This is a genomic window from Pseudomonas delhiensis, assembly GCF_900187975.1.
Classification (GTDB): domain Bacteria; phylum Pseudomonadota; class Gammaproteobacteria; order Pseudomonadales; family Pseudomonadaceae; genus Pseudomonas; species Pseudomonas delhiensis.
The window spans coordinates 136,631-150,760 of sequence record NZ_FZPC01000017.1 but is presented as its reverse complement, the minus strand read 5'-3'; the positions used below and the strand labels follow the sequence as shown (position 1 = coordinate 150,760).

Sequence of the window (14,130 nt, the reverse complement as noted above, 5' to 3'; positions counted from 1 at the left end):
CTGCCAATTCCTGCCGACGGAACACCGTTCGCGAGCAAGCTCGCTCCTACGAAAAGCCAAGCCCACCCACACCGTAGGAGCGCGCCCTGCGCGCGATTTCGCGGGCAGGGCCCGCGGTATCAGAACCGATACTCCGCACTGACCAACAGGTTGCGCGGCTCGCCGTAGTAGCCGCCGTAGAAGGTGGTATCCAGCGCGCTCAGGTACTTCTTGTCGAACAGGTTGTTGACGTTGAGCGTCGTCGACAGCTGCTCGCTGAGCTGGTAGCGCGCCATCAGGTCGACCACCGTGTACTGCTCCTGCCTGGCCTTGACCGTCTTGCCCAGGTCCCAGGGCGTGTCGGTGAAGTGGATGCCGCTCTGCCAGTTGGCGCCGCCGCCGACGGTCAGGCGGCTCCAGGCGCCTGGCAGGCGGTAGGTGGTCCACAGCTTGAACATCTCCGCCGGCGCCACCGTGTTGATGCGCTCGCCCTCGGCGTCCTTGGTGACGCTGTGGCTGTAGCTGGCGGTGAGGTTCCAGCCCGGCGCCAGTTCGCCGCCGGCCTCCAGGTCGAAGCCCTTGGTCCTGGCGCCCTGCACGGCGCGGTAGGCGGGTTCGTCGAGGGTGCCCACTACGACCTGCCCGGGGTCGGCCTCGGCCAGGTTGTCCTGCTTGATCTCGTAGTAGGCGATGCTGGTGTTCAGGCGGCCGTCGAAGAACTCGCTCTTCAGGCCCACTTCGTAGTTGTCGCCCTCGCGCGGGTCCAGCGGCCGGCCGCTGCGGTCGCGCTCGCTCTGCGGGCGGAAGATGCTGGTGTAGCTGGCATACACCGAGTGCTGCTCGCTGAGGTCGTAGACCACGCCGGCGTAGGGCGTGACCTGGCCGCTCTCGCGCATGCGCGTGGTGCTGCTGAAGTCGGCGAAGGCGGGCACCACGTAGTCCAGCGAGTAGCTGTACTTGTAGTCGCTGGCGCGGGCGCCGAGGATCACCGACAGGGCGTCGGTGGGGCGCAGGCGGGTGGCCAGGTAGACGCCCTGCTGGTAGATCAGGGTGTCGTTGTCCATCAGTTGGCCCTCGGACACCGGGCGCGGCGTGCGGTTGTCCCAGGTGTAGATGTTCACCTCGCGGCCTTCGAGGTCGTCGAGGTCGGGGTCGTTGTGGTCCTCGTACTTCGACCAGCTGTAGCCGAGCACCAGCTCGTGCTCGCGGCCCAGCAGCTGGAACGGCCCCTTGGCCATCAGGTCGACGCCGGTCTGCTTCTGCCAGCCGCTGCCGTTGCCACCGTACAGGCGCAGGCCGTCGCCGGTCACTTTGTCCGGGTAGCCCCAGCTGGCCGAGGCCAGGGACAGGTCGCGGGTGCTGTAGAGCTGGTTGAGCGCGAGTTTCAGCGACCAGTCGCCGGCCAGGCGCTGCTCCAGGGTGTAGAAGGTGCTCAGGGTGTCCTGGTCGCGGTGGCTCCAGCGCGAGGCCGGGTTGAAGGAGCGGGAGAAGTCGGTCTGGCTGCCGTCGCTGTAGAAGATCGGGAAGCTGCCATAGGAAACGCCGCGCGGCGCGTACTTCTGGTAGTCGACGCCGAGGGTGAGCAGGGTGCTGTCGCTCAGGTCGGCCTCGAGGATGCCGTAGTAGACCTGCTTTTCCTGCTGGTAGTGGTCGACGTAGCTGTTGTTCTGCTGGTAGGCGATGACACTGCGCCCGCGCAGCCGGCCGTTGTCGGTCAGCGGCCCGGAGACGTCCGCCTCGGTGCGGTACAGGTCCCAGGAGCCGAGGCCGGCGCTGACGTAGCCCTGGAACTCGGCGGTGGGTTTCTTGCGCACCAGGTTGACCGTGCCGGAAGGGTCGCCGGCGCCGGTCATCAGCCCGCTGGCGCCGCGCAGCACTTCCACCCGGTCGTAGATGGCCATGTCCGACAGGCTCTGCGGTGTGGCGGTGGTGCTGGGGATCAGGGTGGTGGGCACGCCGTCGTACTGGAAGCTGTCCACCGTGTAGCCGCGCGACCAGATGTTGAAGCGCTCGCTGTCGTAGTGCTGCACCGAGACGCCGGGGGTCTGCTCCAGCACGTCGGTGAGGCTGTGCAGGCCCTGGTCGGCGATGCGCTGGCGGGTCATCACGCTCACCGTCTGCGGCGTCTCGCGCAGGGACAGGCCGAGGCCGGTGGCGGTGCTGCTGGCGCCGGTGGTGTAGGCGCGGGTGGCCTCGCTGGGCGCGTCGGGGGCGAACTCCGAGACCACGGTGTCGTCCATCTTCAGCGCCGCGTCGGGCCGTGGCGCCAGGGTGTAGCTGCCGTCGGCCTGGCGCTCGGCCTGCAGGCCGGTGCCTTCGAGCAGGCGGTCCAGGGCGGTTTCCACCGGGTAGCTGCCCTGCAGCCCGGGGCTGCGCTTGCCGGCGGTGAGGTTGGCGTCCACCGAGAGCAACACCCCGGCCTGGCTGGCGAAGCGGTTCAGGGCCTGGTCCAGGCCGCCGGCGGGAATGGCGTACTGCTGCTGCGCCTCGGCCGCCCAGGCCGGCGGGCAGAGCAGAGGGGTGACGGCCAGCGCGGCGGCGAAGGTGCCGGGGCGCAGGGCGGCGGCCAGGCGAGCGAGGGGCATTCTGGGCATTGCGGGAGGTTCCTCTTGGGCAGGGCTCTGCAGGGGGTTCAAGAGGTATCCCGGACGAGCCGGCGAAACCGACAAGCGCCGCTGGAGTTTTTTTCGATGAACCGTTGGCGGCGAGTCAGGCGCGGCGTTCCACCGTCACCCAGTAGCGGGTGCGGTAGCTCACCCGCACCGGCAGGCTGCGCTCCAGGGCGGCGAGCACACGGCCGGTGTCGGCCAGCGGGAACACGCCGGTGAGCAGCAGCCCGGCGGCATCCTCGGCGCAGCGCAGCAGGCCGGGGCGGTGGCGCCCCAGTTCGGCGAGGAACTGCCCCAGCGGCTGGCGCTCGGCGATCAGCCGGCCTTCGCTCCAGGCGCTGGCGTTGCCGTCGGCGGCCTGCAGCGCACCGATGCCCCCGGCGTTGAACCACAGGCGCTGGCCGGCCTGCAGGCGCACGGCGGCGGCATGCCGCGGCAGGATGTCGAGCTGCCCCTGGTAGAGGTCGACGCGGCTGCCGCCGTCCAGTTCGCGCACGGCGAAGCGCGCGCCGCGGGTGCGGATGTCGCCGGCGGCGGTCTCGACCACCAGCGGCCGCGCCTCCTGCACGGCCTGGCAGAGGATTTCCCCGGCCAGCAGGCAGATGCGCCGCTGGCTGGCGTCGAAGCGGATGTCCACGGCGCTGTCGCTGTTCAGGTCCAGCTGGCTGCCGTCGGCCAGGCGCAGGTGGCGCCGTTCGCCCTTGGCGGTGCGCTGGTCGGCGAAGGTCTCGCGCCAGGGCAGGTCGCCGGCCAGGTAGGCGCTGCCGCCGGCGGCCAGCAGCAGGCCGAGCGTCTTCAGCAGATCGCGGCGGCGGCGGTCCGGCAGCTCGCCCAGCACCTGGCGGGCGGTGGCGGCGGGCACGCTGGCTAGGGTGCCCTGCAGCTGCTGCAGGCGCTGCCAGGCGCGGCGGTGCTCGGGGTCGGCGGCATGCCAGGCGGCGAAGGCGGCGTGCTGGTCGGTGTCCAGCTCGCCGCCCCAGTGCAGCATCAGCCACTGGCTGGCGCGTTCGACCACGGCCGGGGCCACCGGCGCTTCGGCTGGGCGCTTCATGCTTCGTAGAGCACCTGGTAGCAGGCCTGGATGGCGCGGATCATGTACTTCTGCACCGAGCTGAGGCTCACCCCCAGGCGCTCGGCGATCTGCGCGTAGCTCAGCCCCTCGAACTGCGACATGAGGAAGGCCGCGCGCACCTTGGCGGGCATGCGCTCGAGCATGGCGTCGATGCGCACCAGGGTTTCCAGGATGATGGCGCGGGTTTCCAGGGACGGGGTTTCCGGCTCGGGCAGCTGGGCGATGCTGTCCAGGTAGGCCTGTTCGATGCGCTGCCGGCGCCACTGGTCGACCACCAGGTTGCGGGCGATCTGCACCAGGTAGCTGCGGCCTTCCTGGCGGGCCGGGTAGCGGCCGGAGACCAGCAGGCGCAGGAAGGTGTCATGGGCGATGTCGGCGGCGCGCTCGCGGTCGCCCAGGCGCCGCCGCAACCAGCCGTGCAGCCAGCCGTGGTGGTCGAGGTAGAGCTGCTGCAGGGTTTGCTTCGCGCCAGTTGCCGCCGACATGGGCCGCCCATCCGCTCAATTGATAAGTATTATCATTAACGTCTTGGCGGCGGAATATACGGCCCAGCCGGGGCCGGCGGCAAGCCTGGGCGCGGCGAACCTCAGTCGGAGTCGACGAAACGCAGGCCGGCGCCCTCGGCGTCGGTGCGCATGACTTCCATCTGCAGCACCGGCGCTTCCATGGGCAGGTCCTGCACCTGGCCCTGCACGCGGGTGCCGGGAGGGAGCGCGGCCAGCGCCGCGTGGCGCACGTAGACACCGCCGTCGGAGAGGTCACGGGTGTGGCCGATGACCTCGCCGAAGCTCGCGTGGACGATCTTGATCCTGCACTTCATCGGGGTACGCGGGTACTGCCTCTGATTCGCCATGCTCGGCATCCGTCCGGAATGTCAGCGGCATAGTCGGCCCGATCCGCCGCCGCCGGTCAAGCGGCCAGTTGCCCCAGCAGCCAGAGGTTGGCGCCGCTGATGACGACGAAGAGCAGCCAGGCCAGCGCGCGGGTCGGCCAGCGGTTGGCGAATTCGCCCATCAGCGCGCGGTCGCCGGTGAAGCGGATCAGCGGCCAGAGCGCGAAAGGCAGTTGCAGGCTGAGCACCACCTGGCTGAACACCAGCAGCTTGCCCACCGCCCTGTCGCCCATCAGCATCACCCCCAGCAGCGCCGGGATCAGTGCCAGGGCGCGGGTGATCAGGCGCCGCTGCCAGCAGGGGATCTTCATCTGCAGGAAGCCTTCCATGATCACCTGGCCGGCGATGGTGCCGGTGAAGGTGGAACTCTGCCCGGAGGCGAGCAGCGCCACGCCGAAGAGGATCGCGGCCAGGCCGGCGCCGACCAGGGGTTCGAGCAGGCGGTAGGCGTCCTGGATCTCGGTGACGTCGGAATGCCCGGTCTCGTGGAAGGCGGCGGCGGCGAGGATCAGGATGGCGGCGTTGATCAGCAGCGCCAGGCTCAGCGAGACCACGGTGTCCAGCCGCGCCAGGCGGATCGCCGAGGCCTTGCCCTGGCGGCCAGCCACCGCGCGGGTCTGCACGATGGAGGAGTGCAGGTAGAGGTTGTGCGGCATCACGGTGGCGCCGAGGATGCCGATGGCCAGGTACAGCGGCTCGCGCTGGCCGAGGGTGTCCAGGCTGGGCACGAAGCCGGCGGCGACGTCCGGCCAGTAGGGCTTGATCAGCACCAGCTCGACCACGTAGCAGGCGCTGATGGTGATGATCAGCCCCAGCATGATCGCCTCCAGGTGGCGGAAGCGCTGGCCCTTGAGGCCGAGGACGATCAGGGTGTCGAGGGCGGTGAGGAGGATGCCGCCGGTGAGGTTCACGCCCAGCAGCAGGTGGAAGGCCAGGGCGCAGCCGAGCACTTCGGCCAGGTCCGTGGCGATGATCGACAACTCCGCCAGCAGCCACTGCGCCTTGGCCATGGCCGGGCTGTAGCGCTGCCGCGAGAGCTGCGCCAGGTCCTGCCCGGTGACGATGCCCAGGCGCATGGCCAGGCACTGCAGGACCATGCCGGCCAGGCTCGACAGCAGCACCACGTAGAGCAGCTGGTAGCCGAAGCCGGAACCGGCCTCGATGGCCGTGGCCCAGTTGCCCGGGTCCATGTAGCCGATGGAGACCAGCAGGCCGGGCCCGGCGAACTGCAGGATGCGCTTCCACAGCGGCGCGCTGGGCGAAACGACGACGCTGCCCCTGACCTCGGAAGGGCAGAAGGGCGCGGTGGCGGTGGTCGGTAGTCCCCACATGCTGGCGTCCCTCAGCTCAGTACCACTTGGCTTCGCCTTCGGGGCGTTTCTTGAAGCGCTTCATGGTCCACATGTACTGGCTCGGGTAGTCGCGCACGTAGCGGGCCAGCTCGCGGCTCAGGGCGGCGACCGAGACTTCCATGTTCTTGTCGTACATGTCCGCCGGCGCGGCCTCGAGGATCACCTTGTAGCCGCTGCCGTCGGGCAGGCGCACCGCGTGGAAGAACACCCCGCGGGCCTTGCCGCGCGACAGCAGGGACGGCACGAACTTGCTGGTCAGCGCGGTGGTGCCCAGGTAGGGCACGAACAGCCCCGAGCCCAGGTCCGGCTCCGGGTCGCACGGGATGCCGACGCAGCCACCGCGCTTCACTTCCTTGATCACGCTCATGATGCCTTCCGGGGTGGACGGCGCCACGCGGTTGCCCAGCTGCACGCGCTGCTTCTTCAGCAGCTCGTCCACCGCCTTCAGCTTCGGCGGACGGTAGAAGATGATCGGCTTGGCGTAGGAGCAGTAGAAGTGGTTGAGCACTTCCCAGTTGCCCAGGTGGCTGGTGATGCCGACCAGGCCGTCGCCGGAGGCCAGGGCCTCTTCCAGCACCTCCATGCCCTCCACCTCGCGGATGTACTGCAGCGACTTCTGCGGCGGCCAGATCCAGGCGCAGGCGCTCTCGGTGAGGGTCCTGCCGATGTCCATCAGGCTGCGCCCCACCAGCTTGTCCAGCTCCGCGGCGGACAGCTCGGGGAAGCAGTGCGAGATGTTGATGCGCGCCACCTCGCGGGAGCGGTTGGGCAGCTTCCACATCAGCCAGCCGATGGCGGCCCCCAGCCCCTGCACCGCCCGCCAGGGCAGCATGGCGAACAGGCGCAGCCCGCCCACCACCAAGGCACCTTTGAATTTCTCCACGGAATGCTCCTTCAGCCGAATGCGCACATTCTAACCAGCGGGCATGGGCGAAGGCGAAAGGCGCGCGGCAATGGGGGCGATAGAAACAGCTTGAATCCACCGTAGGGCGCATAACGCCTACAGCGTTATCCGCCGTTTGGCCTTGGTCCAAGGCAGCTCCGGGTTTGGCCACGGAACGCCTCTTTCCGAGTGCTCCGAGCTCAACCGCGAAGCCGAGCATGAGCTAGGTGAAACGGCGTATAACCGCGAACGGTTATACGCCCTACGGTGCTACGAACTCCATCCGCGATCGGACAGCTCCGCGTGACGATCGCAATCGAGAGTGTGGTCCATCACCATCCCCGTGGCCTGCATGAAGGCGTAGCAGATGGTCGGCCCGACGAAGGTGAAGCCGGCCTTCTTCAGCGCGCGGCTCATGGCCTCGGCTTCGGGCGTCACCGCCGGGACGTCGCCGCGGCCGCTGAAGCGGTTGACCTTCGGCCGGCCGCCGACGAACGACCAGAGGAACTCCACCGGCTCGGGCAGCGCCAGCCAGGCCTGGGCGTTCTGCCGCGCGGCCCTGAGCTTGGCCAGGTTGCGGATGATACCCGGGTCCTGCATGCGCTGCTCGATCTCCTCGTCGCTCATGCGCGCCAGGCGCTGGGGGTCGAAGCCGAACAGCACCTCGCGGTAGCGCTCGCGCTTGCGCAGCACGGTGATCCACGACAGCCCGGCCTGGGCGCCCTCCAGCACCAGCATCTCGAACAGCGCCTGGGGGTCCCTCTGCGGCACGCCCCACTCGGTGTCGTGGTAGGCGATGTACAGCGGGTCGTCGTTGCACCAGAAGCAGCGGGGCATGGCGGTCGTCCTGAGGGGCCGGGGGAAACCCCACTATAACCGCAATACTGTATGTAGATACAGTCATCGCACGCTTTCCGCCGCTTGCGTACCCCCCGAAAATGCGTGTGCACCCCAAGCGGCACGCGGCTTCGGGTATACTGCGGGGTTTTCGTCGCATACCCAGCACAGGTGAAATTCGTGAGCCAGACTACGCCCGCCGTGCGCACCTTCCAGGACCTGATCCTCGCCCTGCAACAGTACTGGGCCGACCAGGGCTGCGTGGTGCTGCAGCCCTACGACATGGAAGTTGGCGCCGGCACCTTCCATACCGCCACCTTCCTGCGCGCCATCGGCCCGGAGACCTGGAACGCCGCCTACGTGCAGCCCAGCCGCCGACCCACCGACGGCCGCTATGGCGAGAACCCGAACCGCCTGCAGCACTACTACCAGTTCCAGGTGGTGCTCAAGCCCAACCCGGAGAACTTCCAGGAGCTCTACCTTGGCTCGCTGAAGGCCATCGGCATCGACCCGCTGGTGCACGACATCCGCTTCGTCGAGGACAACTGGGAATCGCCGACCCTCGGCGCCTGGGGCCTGGGCTGGGAAATCTGGCTGAACGGCATGGAAGTCACCCAGTTCACCTATTTCCAGCAGGTGGGCGGCATCGAGTGCTACCCGGTCACCGGCGAGATCACCTACGGCCTGGAACGCCTGGCCATGTACATCCAGGGCGTCGACTCGGTGTACGACCTGGTCTGGGCCGACGGCCCCTTCGGCAAGGTCACCTACGGCGACGTGTTCCACCAGAACGAGGTGGAGCAGTCGACCTACAACTTCGAGCACGCCAACGTCGAGAAGCTGTTCGAGCTGTTCGACTTCTACGAAAGCGAAGCCAACCGCCTGATCGAGCTGCAGCTGCCGCTGCCGACCTACGAGATGGTCCTCAAGGCCTCGCACACCTTCAACCTGCTGGACGCCCGCCGCGCCATCTCGGTGACCGAGCGCCAGCGCTACATCCTGCGCGTGCGCACCCTGGCCCGTAACGTGGCGCAGAGCTACCTGCAGGCGCGCGCGCGCCTGGGCTTCCCCATGGCCACACCCGAACTGCGTGACGAAGTACTGGCCAAGCTGAAGGAGGCCGAATAATGAGCGCGAAGGATTTCCTCGTCGAACTGGGCACCGAAGAGCTGCCCCCCAAGGCCCTGAAAAGCCTCGGTGAAGCCTTCCTGGCCGGCATCGAGAAGGGCCTGAAGGCCGCCGGCCTCTCCTACTCGGCCGCCCGCTACTACGCCGCGCCGCGCCGCCTGGCCGTGCAGATCGACCAGCTCGCCGTGCAGCAGCCCGACCGCACCGTCAACCTCGACGGCCCGCCGCTGCAGGCCGCCTTCGACGCCGCCGGCAACCCGACCCAGGCCGCCCAGGGCTTCGCCAAGAAGTGCGGCGTGGACCTGGCGCAGATCGACAAGAGCGGCCCCAAGCTGAAGTTCAGCCAGAGCATCCCCGGCCAGCCGGCCGTGGGCCTGCTGCCGGGCATCGTCGAGACCTCGCTGGCCGAGCTGCCGATTCCCAAGCGCATGCGCTGGGCCGCCCGCCGCGAGGAGTTCGTGCGCCCGACGCAGTGGCTGGTGATGCTGTTCGGCGATGAGGTGGTGGATTGCGAGATCCTCACCCGCAAGGCCGGCCGCGAGTCCCGCGGGCACCGCTTCCACAACCCGGACAACGTGCTGATCTCCAGCCCCGCCAACTACCTGGAAGACCTGCGCAGCGCCCACGTGCTGGCCGACTTCGCCGAGCGCCGCGAGATCATCGCCAAGCGCGTCGCCGAACTGGCCGCCGAGCAGCAGGGCACCGCCATCGTGCCGCCGGCCCTGCTGGACGAAGTGACCGCCCTGGTCGAATGGCCGGTGCCGCTGGTGTGCTCCTTCGAGGAACGCTTCCTCGCCGTGCCCCAGGAAGCGCTGATCACCACCATGCAGGACAACCAGAAGTACTTCTGCCTGCTGGACGCCAACGGCAAGCTGCTGCCGCGCTTCATCACCGTGGCCAACGTGCAGAGCAAGGCCCCCGAGCACATCGTCTCGGGCAACGAGAAGGTCGTGCGCCCGCGCCTGACCGACGCCGAGTTCTTCTTCAAGCAGGACCAGAAGCAGCCGCTGGAGACCTTCAACGAGCGCCTGAAGAACGTGGTGTTCCAGGCCCAGCTCGGCACCGTGTTCGACAAGGCCCAGCGCGTCTCCGCCCTGGCCGCCTTCATCGCCGAGCGCATCGGCGGTGACGCGAAGAACGCCGCCCGCGCCGGCATCCTGTCCAAGTGCGACCTGGCCACCGAGATGGTCGGCGAGTTCCCGGAGATGCAGGGCATCGCCGGCTACTACTACGCCACCGCCGGCGGCGAGGCCAGGGATGTCGCCCTGGCGCTGAACGAGCAGTACATGCCGCGCGGCGCCGGCGCCGAGCTGCCGAGCACCCTGACCGGCGCCGCGGTGGCGGTGGCCGACAAGCTCGACACCCTGGTCGGCATCTTCGGCATCGGCATGCTGCCCACCGGCAGCAAGGACCCGTACGCCCTGCGCCGTGCCGCCCTGGGCGTGCTGCGCATCCTCATCGAGAAGCAGCTCGACCTCGACCTGGGCGAGGCCATCGCCTTCGCCGTCGGCCAGTACGGCGACAAGGTCAAGGCCGAGGGCCTGGCCGCCCAGGTCCAGGACTTCATCTTCGACCGCCTGCGCGCGCGCTACGAGGACGAAGGCGTCGACGTGGCCGTGTACCAGGCCGTGCGCGCCCTGACGCCGACCGCGCCGCTGGACTTCGACCAGCGCGTGCAGGCCGTGCAGGCCTTCCGTCAGCTACCCGAAGCCGAGGCCCTGGCCGCCGCCAACAAGCGCGTGTCGAACATCCTGGCCAAGGCCGAGGGCGAGGTGCCGGCAAGCGTCGACGCTGGCCTGCTCAACGAGGCCGCCGAGAAGGCGCTCGGCAGCGCCGTGGCGAACGCCGAAGGCGAAGTGGCTCCGCTGGCCCAGGCTCGCGACTACCGCGCCGCCCTGGCCCGCCTGGCGGCCCTGCGCGCACCGGTGGATGCCTTCTTCGAGGAAGTCCTGGTCAACGCCGACGACAGCGCCGTGCGCGCCAACCGCTACGCCCTGCTGGCGAAGCTGCGCGGCCTGTTCCTCGGCGTTGCCGACATTTCCCTGCTGGGCTGACGCCCAGTGGCTACAGGCTTCAGGCCCCAGGCTGCAGGTGATGCAGCCCGGCCTGCAGCCTGTGGCTTGCAGCCTGTAGCCTGAACATGAAACTACTGATCCTCGACCGCGACGGTGTCATCAACCAGGACTCCGACGCCTACATCAAATCCCTCGACGAGTGGATTCCGCTTCCCGGCGCCATCGCCGCCATCGCCCGCCTGAGCCGGGCCGGCTGGACGGTCGCGGTGGCCACCAACCAGTCCGGCATCGCCCGCGGCTACTACGACCTCGCCACCCTGGAAAGCATGCACGCGCGCCTGCGCGAACTGGTGGCGGAGCAGGGCGGCGAACTGGGGCTGATCGTCCATTGCCCCCATGGACCCGACGAAGGCTGCGAGTGCCGCAAGCCGAAGCCGGGTATGCTCAGGCAGATCGCCGCGTACTACGACGTTTCGCTCAAGGGCGTCTGGTTCGTCGGCGACACCCGGGGTGACCTGGAAGCCGCCCTGGCCGTCGATTGTCAGCCCGTGCTGGTGAAGACCGGCAAGGGCGAACGCACCCTGGCCAAGGCGCTGCCCGAAGGCACGCTGGTCTTCGACGACCTGGCCGCCGTCGCCTCCCACCTCTTGCCCTAAGGACCCGCTGACCATGTCGACAGTGCAGGCCATCAGAACCGTTCTCTTCTACCTGCTGCTGTCGGCCAGCGCCTTCCTCTGGGGCACCCTCAGCCTGCTGATCGCGCCCTTCCTGCCGTTCCGCGCGCGCTACCGCTTCGTGGTCCAGCGCTGGTGCCGCTTCGCCGTCTGGCTGGCCTGGCACATGGTCGGCGTGCGCTATCGCCTCAGCGGGCTGGAGAACATCCCGCAGAAGCCCTGCGTGATCCTCTCCAAGCACCAGAGCACCTGGGAGACCTTCTTCCTCTCCGGCTACTTCGAACCGCTGAGCCAGGTACTCAAGCGCGAACTGCTGTTCGTGCCCTTCTTCGGCTGGGCGCTGGCCCTGCTCAGGCCCATCGCCATCGACCGCAGCCAGCCCAAGCTGGCCCTCAAGCAGCTCGCCAAGCAGGGCCACGAGCGCCTGCAGCAGGGCGCCTGGGTGCTGATCTTCCCGGAGGGCACGCGCATCCCCACCGGCGAGCTGGGCAAGTTCTCCCGCGGCGGCGCGGCCCTGGCGGTGAACGCCGGCCTGCCGGTGCTGCCCATCGCCCACAACGCCGGGCACTGCTGGCCGAAGAACGGCTGGGCCAAGCACCCGGGCACCATCGAGGTGGTGTTCGGCCCGCTGATTCACGCCGAAGGCGAGGGCCCGCGCGCCATCGCCGAACTCAACCAGCGCGCCGAGGAATGGGTGGCCCGGACCCTGCGCGAGATGGGCGAGCTGCCGGCGCAGGCGGCGCCCAAGGCCGACGTGGCCTGAGCCGGATAGCCAGGCTGTAGAGGACAGGGCCCAATGGGCCCTGTTTTCGTTTCTGGCGCACGATCGGGCGCCACGGCACCCATCCCCTGGTTTTTGTCCGATACGCCCTCCACGCGCGCCCCAGGCGGCCTATAAGCTCAAAGGCAGGCCCCAGGGAAGAGCGCTCGCCATGCCCCCGATCGAACCGCGTCCAGCCACCTCCATCCTGCTCCTGCGCGAAGCGGAGGAGGGCACGGGGCTGGAAGTCTTCATGCTGCAGCGCAACCCCCAGGTGGCCTTCTGCGGCGGCGCCCTGGTGTTCCCTGGCGGCAAGCTGGAAGACGCCGACGGCCACGCACGGCTCCGCCAGCACTGCCTGGGCGCCGATACCCTGGACGACGACGAACTGCGTTTCCGCGTGGCTGGCCTGCGTGAGTTGTTCGAGGAGAGCGGCGTTCTGCTGGCCCGCCGGCAAGGCTGCGAAGGGCTGCTCGACGGTGCCGCCCTCGCCGAGCTGAAGGCTCGCTGGCAGCGCCACATCCAGGGCGACGCCAGGCGCTTCCTGGAACTGCTGCAAGAGGAGGCCCTGCTCCTCGCCATCGACCAGCTGGAACCCTTCGCCCACTGGGTCACCCCGGCCTTCCTCGACAAGCGCTTCGACACCCGCTTCTTCATCGCCGCCGCCCCGGCCGGGCAAGCCGCCCTGCACGATGGCGGCGAAGCGGTGGACTCGCTGTGGATCAACCCACGGCGCGCCCTGGAGGAAGGCGAAGCGGGCCGCCACAGCCTGGTCTTCGTCACCGCGCAGAACCTGCGCCTGCTGCTGGGCATCGACAACCTCGCCCAGGCCCTGGCCATGGCCCGTCAACGCCCGAGGCGCAGCGTGCAACCCTGGCTGGAGGACATCGGCGGCATCCGACACCTGTGCATTCCCGAGGATGCCGGTTATCCCGAGGCGGTCTTTCCGTTGCGGCCGGGTGGGGGGTTCTGAGAGTTGTCAGTTCACGCTGAATGGAAGCTTCAGCTCACCCAGGCCCTCAGTCATCGAGCGAAGACTTGCCTTGGAGTTTCCTGGTCGTGGATTCGATCTGCTTGATACTGTTTTCGGGAGTAGGGAGATCCTCGGGCATGGTCCCTCCCAACTCGGCAATGGTTTGTCGAACCTTGCTGCCGACTTCGAAGTGAACTTCGTTGGCCTGCTGCTTGCCTTGGATATTATCGCGACGCAGCTTTTCTTCTGCCTGTGTTGCGCGGAACAGATTGGCAGCCAGCTCGGTAGAGCCCATGTGATCGAGAATCTTCTGGCTCTTCTTCAATCCCTTGCGTCGGTGGATGGCTTTTTGGTCCAAACCACCATAAAGGCCCTGATAGCCGTGGTTCTGGAAGATGGCGAAATCCAACCCCGTCACCACACCGGCCTGCTGCGCTGCCTCCACCAGTTGCTTGTTGTGCTCGCGTAGCTCGTTGCGCAGAAGCAACCGTTTCTGGTCCTCCTTGAGCTGCTGGAAGGCCGCATCGTTGGCCAGTTCCTGGCGGCGTGTCTGCACGGCGAAGTAAGTTTGGCCAGCGGCAATCACCGGTTTGGAAGGATCACCGTTCTGTACGACCAGATAGCAGGCGTAGCGTGAAAGCCTTACATCCTGCAGTTCACGCTGGGCTCCCGAGCCAATGACAACCATTCCGAGCGCATCCTCGAAATGGTCTTCGATAGCATGTCCGCTGTTGCTACAGGCTTCTTTCGCACGTGCCAGTACCGGTAGGAAGTGACGATACTCCGAGTAGTCGAGCAGCTTGGCCAGGCTTCTTGCCGACCAATACTCCATGCCGCCTTCATCTACCTGTTTCAGTTGCTCAAACGAATGATGTTGCTCGTCCATCGTTCCCCTCCGCGAGTAACTCCGGTTGGTCATGGAGTTCTTTCACCCCCATGCCGACGGATTCTCGATC

Annotated in this window: 13 protein-coding genes; 5 read left to right on the top strand and 8 right to left on the bottom strand. The window is 68.0% G+C overall.

The features are described 5' to 3' along the window. Nucleotides 1-119 precede the first annotated feature (119 nt). From CHC02_RS16750 to CHC02_RS16720, 7 genes are all read right to left on the bottom strand, one after another. Entirely contained in the window at nt 120-2,573 is a 2,454-nt protein-coding gene (locus tag CHC02_RS16750; RefSeq protein WP_089392581.1) for a TonB-dependent siderophore receptor, read from the bottom strand. 115 nt (nt 2,574-2,688) lie between these two features. Next, nucleotides 2,689-3,639, bottom strand: a complete 951-nt coding sequence (locus tag CHC02_RS16745) for a FecR domain-containing protein (RefSeq protein WP_089392580.1) — start codon at nt 3,637-3,639, stop codon at nt 2,689-2,691. Continuing rightward, nucleotides 3,636-4,145 carry a sigma-70 family RNA polymerase sigma factor gene (locus tag CHC02_RS16740; RefSeq protein ID WP_089392579.1) on the bottom strand — a complete coding sequence of 170 codons (510 nt, stop codon included), beginning with the start codon at nt 4,143-4,145 and terminating at the stop codon, nt 3,636-3,638. Before CHC02_RS16740 ends, CHC02_RS16745 begins: the two co-directional genes overlap by 4 nt. Nucleotides 4,146-4,246: 101 nt before the next feature. Further along, nucleotides 4,247-4,513 carry a PilZ domain-containing protein gene (locus CHC02_RS16735; RefSeq protein WP_089392578.1) on the bottom strand — a complete coding sequence of 89 codons (267 nt, stop codon included), beginning with the start codon at nt 4,511-4,513 and terminating at the stop codon, nt 4,247-4,249. A gap of 56 nt (nt 4,514-4,569) precedes the next feature. Further along, nucleotides 4,570-5,883 (bottom strand): Nramp family divalent metal transporter, encoded by a 1,314-nt coding sequence (locus CHC02_RS16730; protein ID WP_089392577.1) that lies wholly within the window; start codon nt 5,881-5,883, stop codon nt 4,570-4,572. Between the two features lie 16 nt (nt 5,884-5,899). Then, nucleotides 5,900-6,787 carry a lysophospholipid acyltransferase gene (locus tag CHC02_RS16725; RefSeq protein ID WP_089392576.1) on the bottom strand — a complete coding sequence of 296 codons (888 nt, stop codon included), beginning with the start codon at nt 6,785-6,787 and terminating at the stop codon, nt 5,900-5,902. Nucleotides 6,788-7,057: 270 nt separating this feature from the next. Further along, nucleotides 7,058-7,624, bottom strand: coding sequence for a DNA-3-methyladenine glycosylase I (locus CHC02_RS16720; protein WP_089392575.1), 567 nt, complete (start codon nt 7,622-7,624; stop codon nt 7,058-7,060). 180 nt (nt 7,625-7,804) lie between these two features. Between CHC02_RS16720 and glyQ the strand changes: the two genes are divergently transcribed. From glyQ to CHC02_RS16695, 5 genes are all read left to right on the top strand, one after another. Beyond that, a complete protein-coding gene (gene glyQ, locus CHC02_RS16715; protein ID WP_058487944.1) occupies nt 7,805-8,752 on the top strand; it encodes a glycine--tRNA ligase subunit alpha in 948 nt (315 codons plus the stop codon). Next, nucleotides 8,752-10,806, top strand: a complete 2,055-nt coding sequence (gene glyS / locus CHC02_RS16710) for a glycine--tRNA ligase subunit beta (RefSeq protein ID WP_089392574.1) — start codon at nt 8,752-8,754, stop codon at nt 10,804-10,806. Before glyQ ends, glyS begins: the two co-directional genes overlap by 1 nt. 80 nt (nt 10,807-10,886) lie before the next feature. Continuing rightward, entirely contained in the window at nt 10,887-11,423 is a 537-nt protein-coding gene (gmhB, locus tag CHC02_RS16705) for a D-glycero-beta-D-manno-heptose 1,7-bisphosphate 7-phosphatase (protein WP_176450333.1), read from the top strand. Between the two features lie 13 nt (nt 11,424-11,436). Then, nucleotides 11,437-12,204: a lysophospholipid acyltransferase family protein gene (locus CHC02_RS16700; RefSeq protein WP_089392572.1), complete on the top strand. Its 768-nt coding sequence runs from the start codon at nt 11,437-11,439 to the stop codon at nt 12,202-12,204. Nucleotides 12,205-12,373: 169 nt separating this feature from the next. Beyond that, nucleotides 12,374-13,174 (top strand): NUDIX hydrolase, encoded by an 801-nt coding sequence (locus CHC02_RS16695; protein ID WP_089392571.1) that lies wholly within the window; start codon nt 12,374-12,376, stop codon nt 13,172-13,174. Nucleotides 13,175-13,220: 46 nt separating this feature from the next. Here the strand turns inward: CHC02_RS16695 and dinD are convergent, their stop codons facing one another. Beyond that, nucleotides 13,221-14,060, bottom strand: a complete 840-nt coding sequence (gene dinD, locus CHC02_RS16690) for a DNA damage-inducible protein D (RefSeq protein WP_089392598.1) — start codon at nt 14,058-14,060, stop codon at nt 13,221-13,223. Between the last annotated feature and the right edge of the window lie 70 nt (nt 14,061-14,130).

Coding starts and splice junctions, on each gene's coding strand:
- dinD (WP_089392598.1), bottom strand. CDS start 14,060: ATGGACGAGCAACATCATTCGTTTGAGCAACTGAAACAGGTAGATGAA.
- CHC02_RS16720 (WP_089392575.1), bottom strand. CDS start 7,624: ATGCCCCGCTGCTTCTGGTGCAACGACGACCCGCTGTACATCGCCTAC.
- CHC02_RS16735 (WP_089392578.1), bottom strand. CDS start 4,513: ATGGCGAATCAGAGGCAGTACCCGCGTACCCCGATGAAGTGCAGGATC.
- CHC02_RS16730 (WP_089392577.1), bottom strand. CDS start 5,883: ATGTGGGGACTACCGACCACCGCCACCGCGCCCTTCTGCCCTTCCGAG.
- CHC02_RS16740 (WP_089392579.1), bottom strand. CDS start 4,145: ATGTCGGCGGCAACTGGCGCGAAGCAAACCCTGCAGCAGCTCTACCTC.
- CHC02_RS16745 (WP_089392580.1), bottom strand. CDS start 3,639: ATGAAGCGCCCAGCCGAAGCGCCGGTGGCCCCGGCCGTGGTCGAACGC.
- CHC02_RS16700 (WP_089392572.1), top strand. CDS start 11,437: ATGTCGACAGTGCAGGCCATCAGAACCGTTCTCTTCTACCTGCTGCTG.
- CHC02_RS16750 (WP_089392581.1), bottom strand. CDS start 2,573: ATGCCCAGAATGCCCCTCGCTCGCCTGGCCGCCGCCCTGCGCCCCGGC.
- glyS (WP_089392574.1), top strand. CDS start 8,752: ATGAGCGCGAAGGATTTCCTCGTCGAACTGGGCACCGAAGAGCTGCCC.
- CHC02_RS16695 (WP_089392571.1), top strand. CDS start 12,374: ATGCCCCCGATCGAACCGCGTCCAGCCACCTCCATCCTGCTCCTGCGC.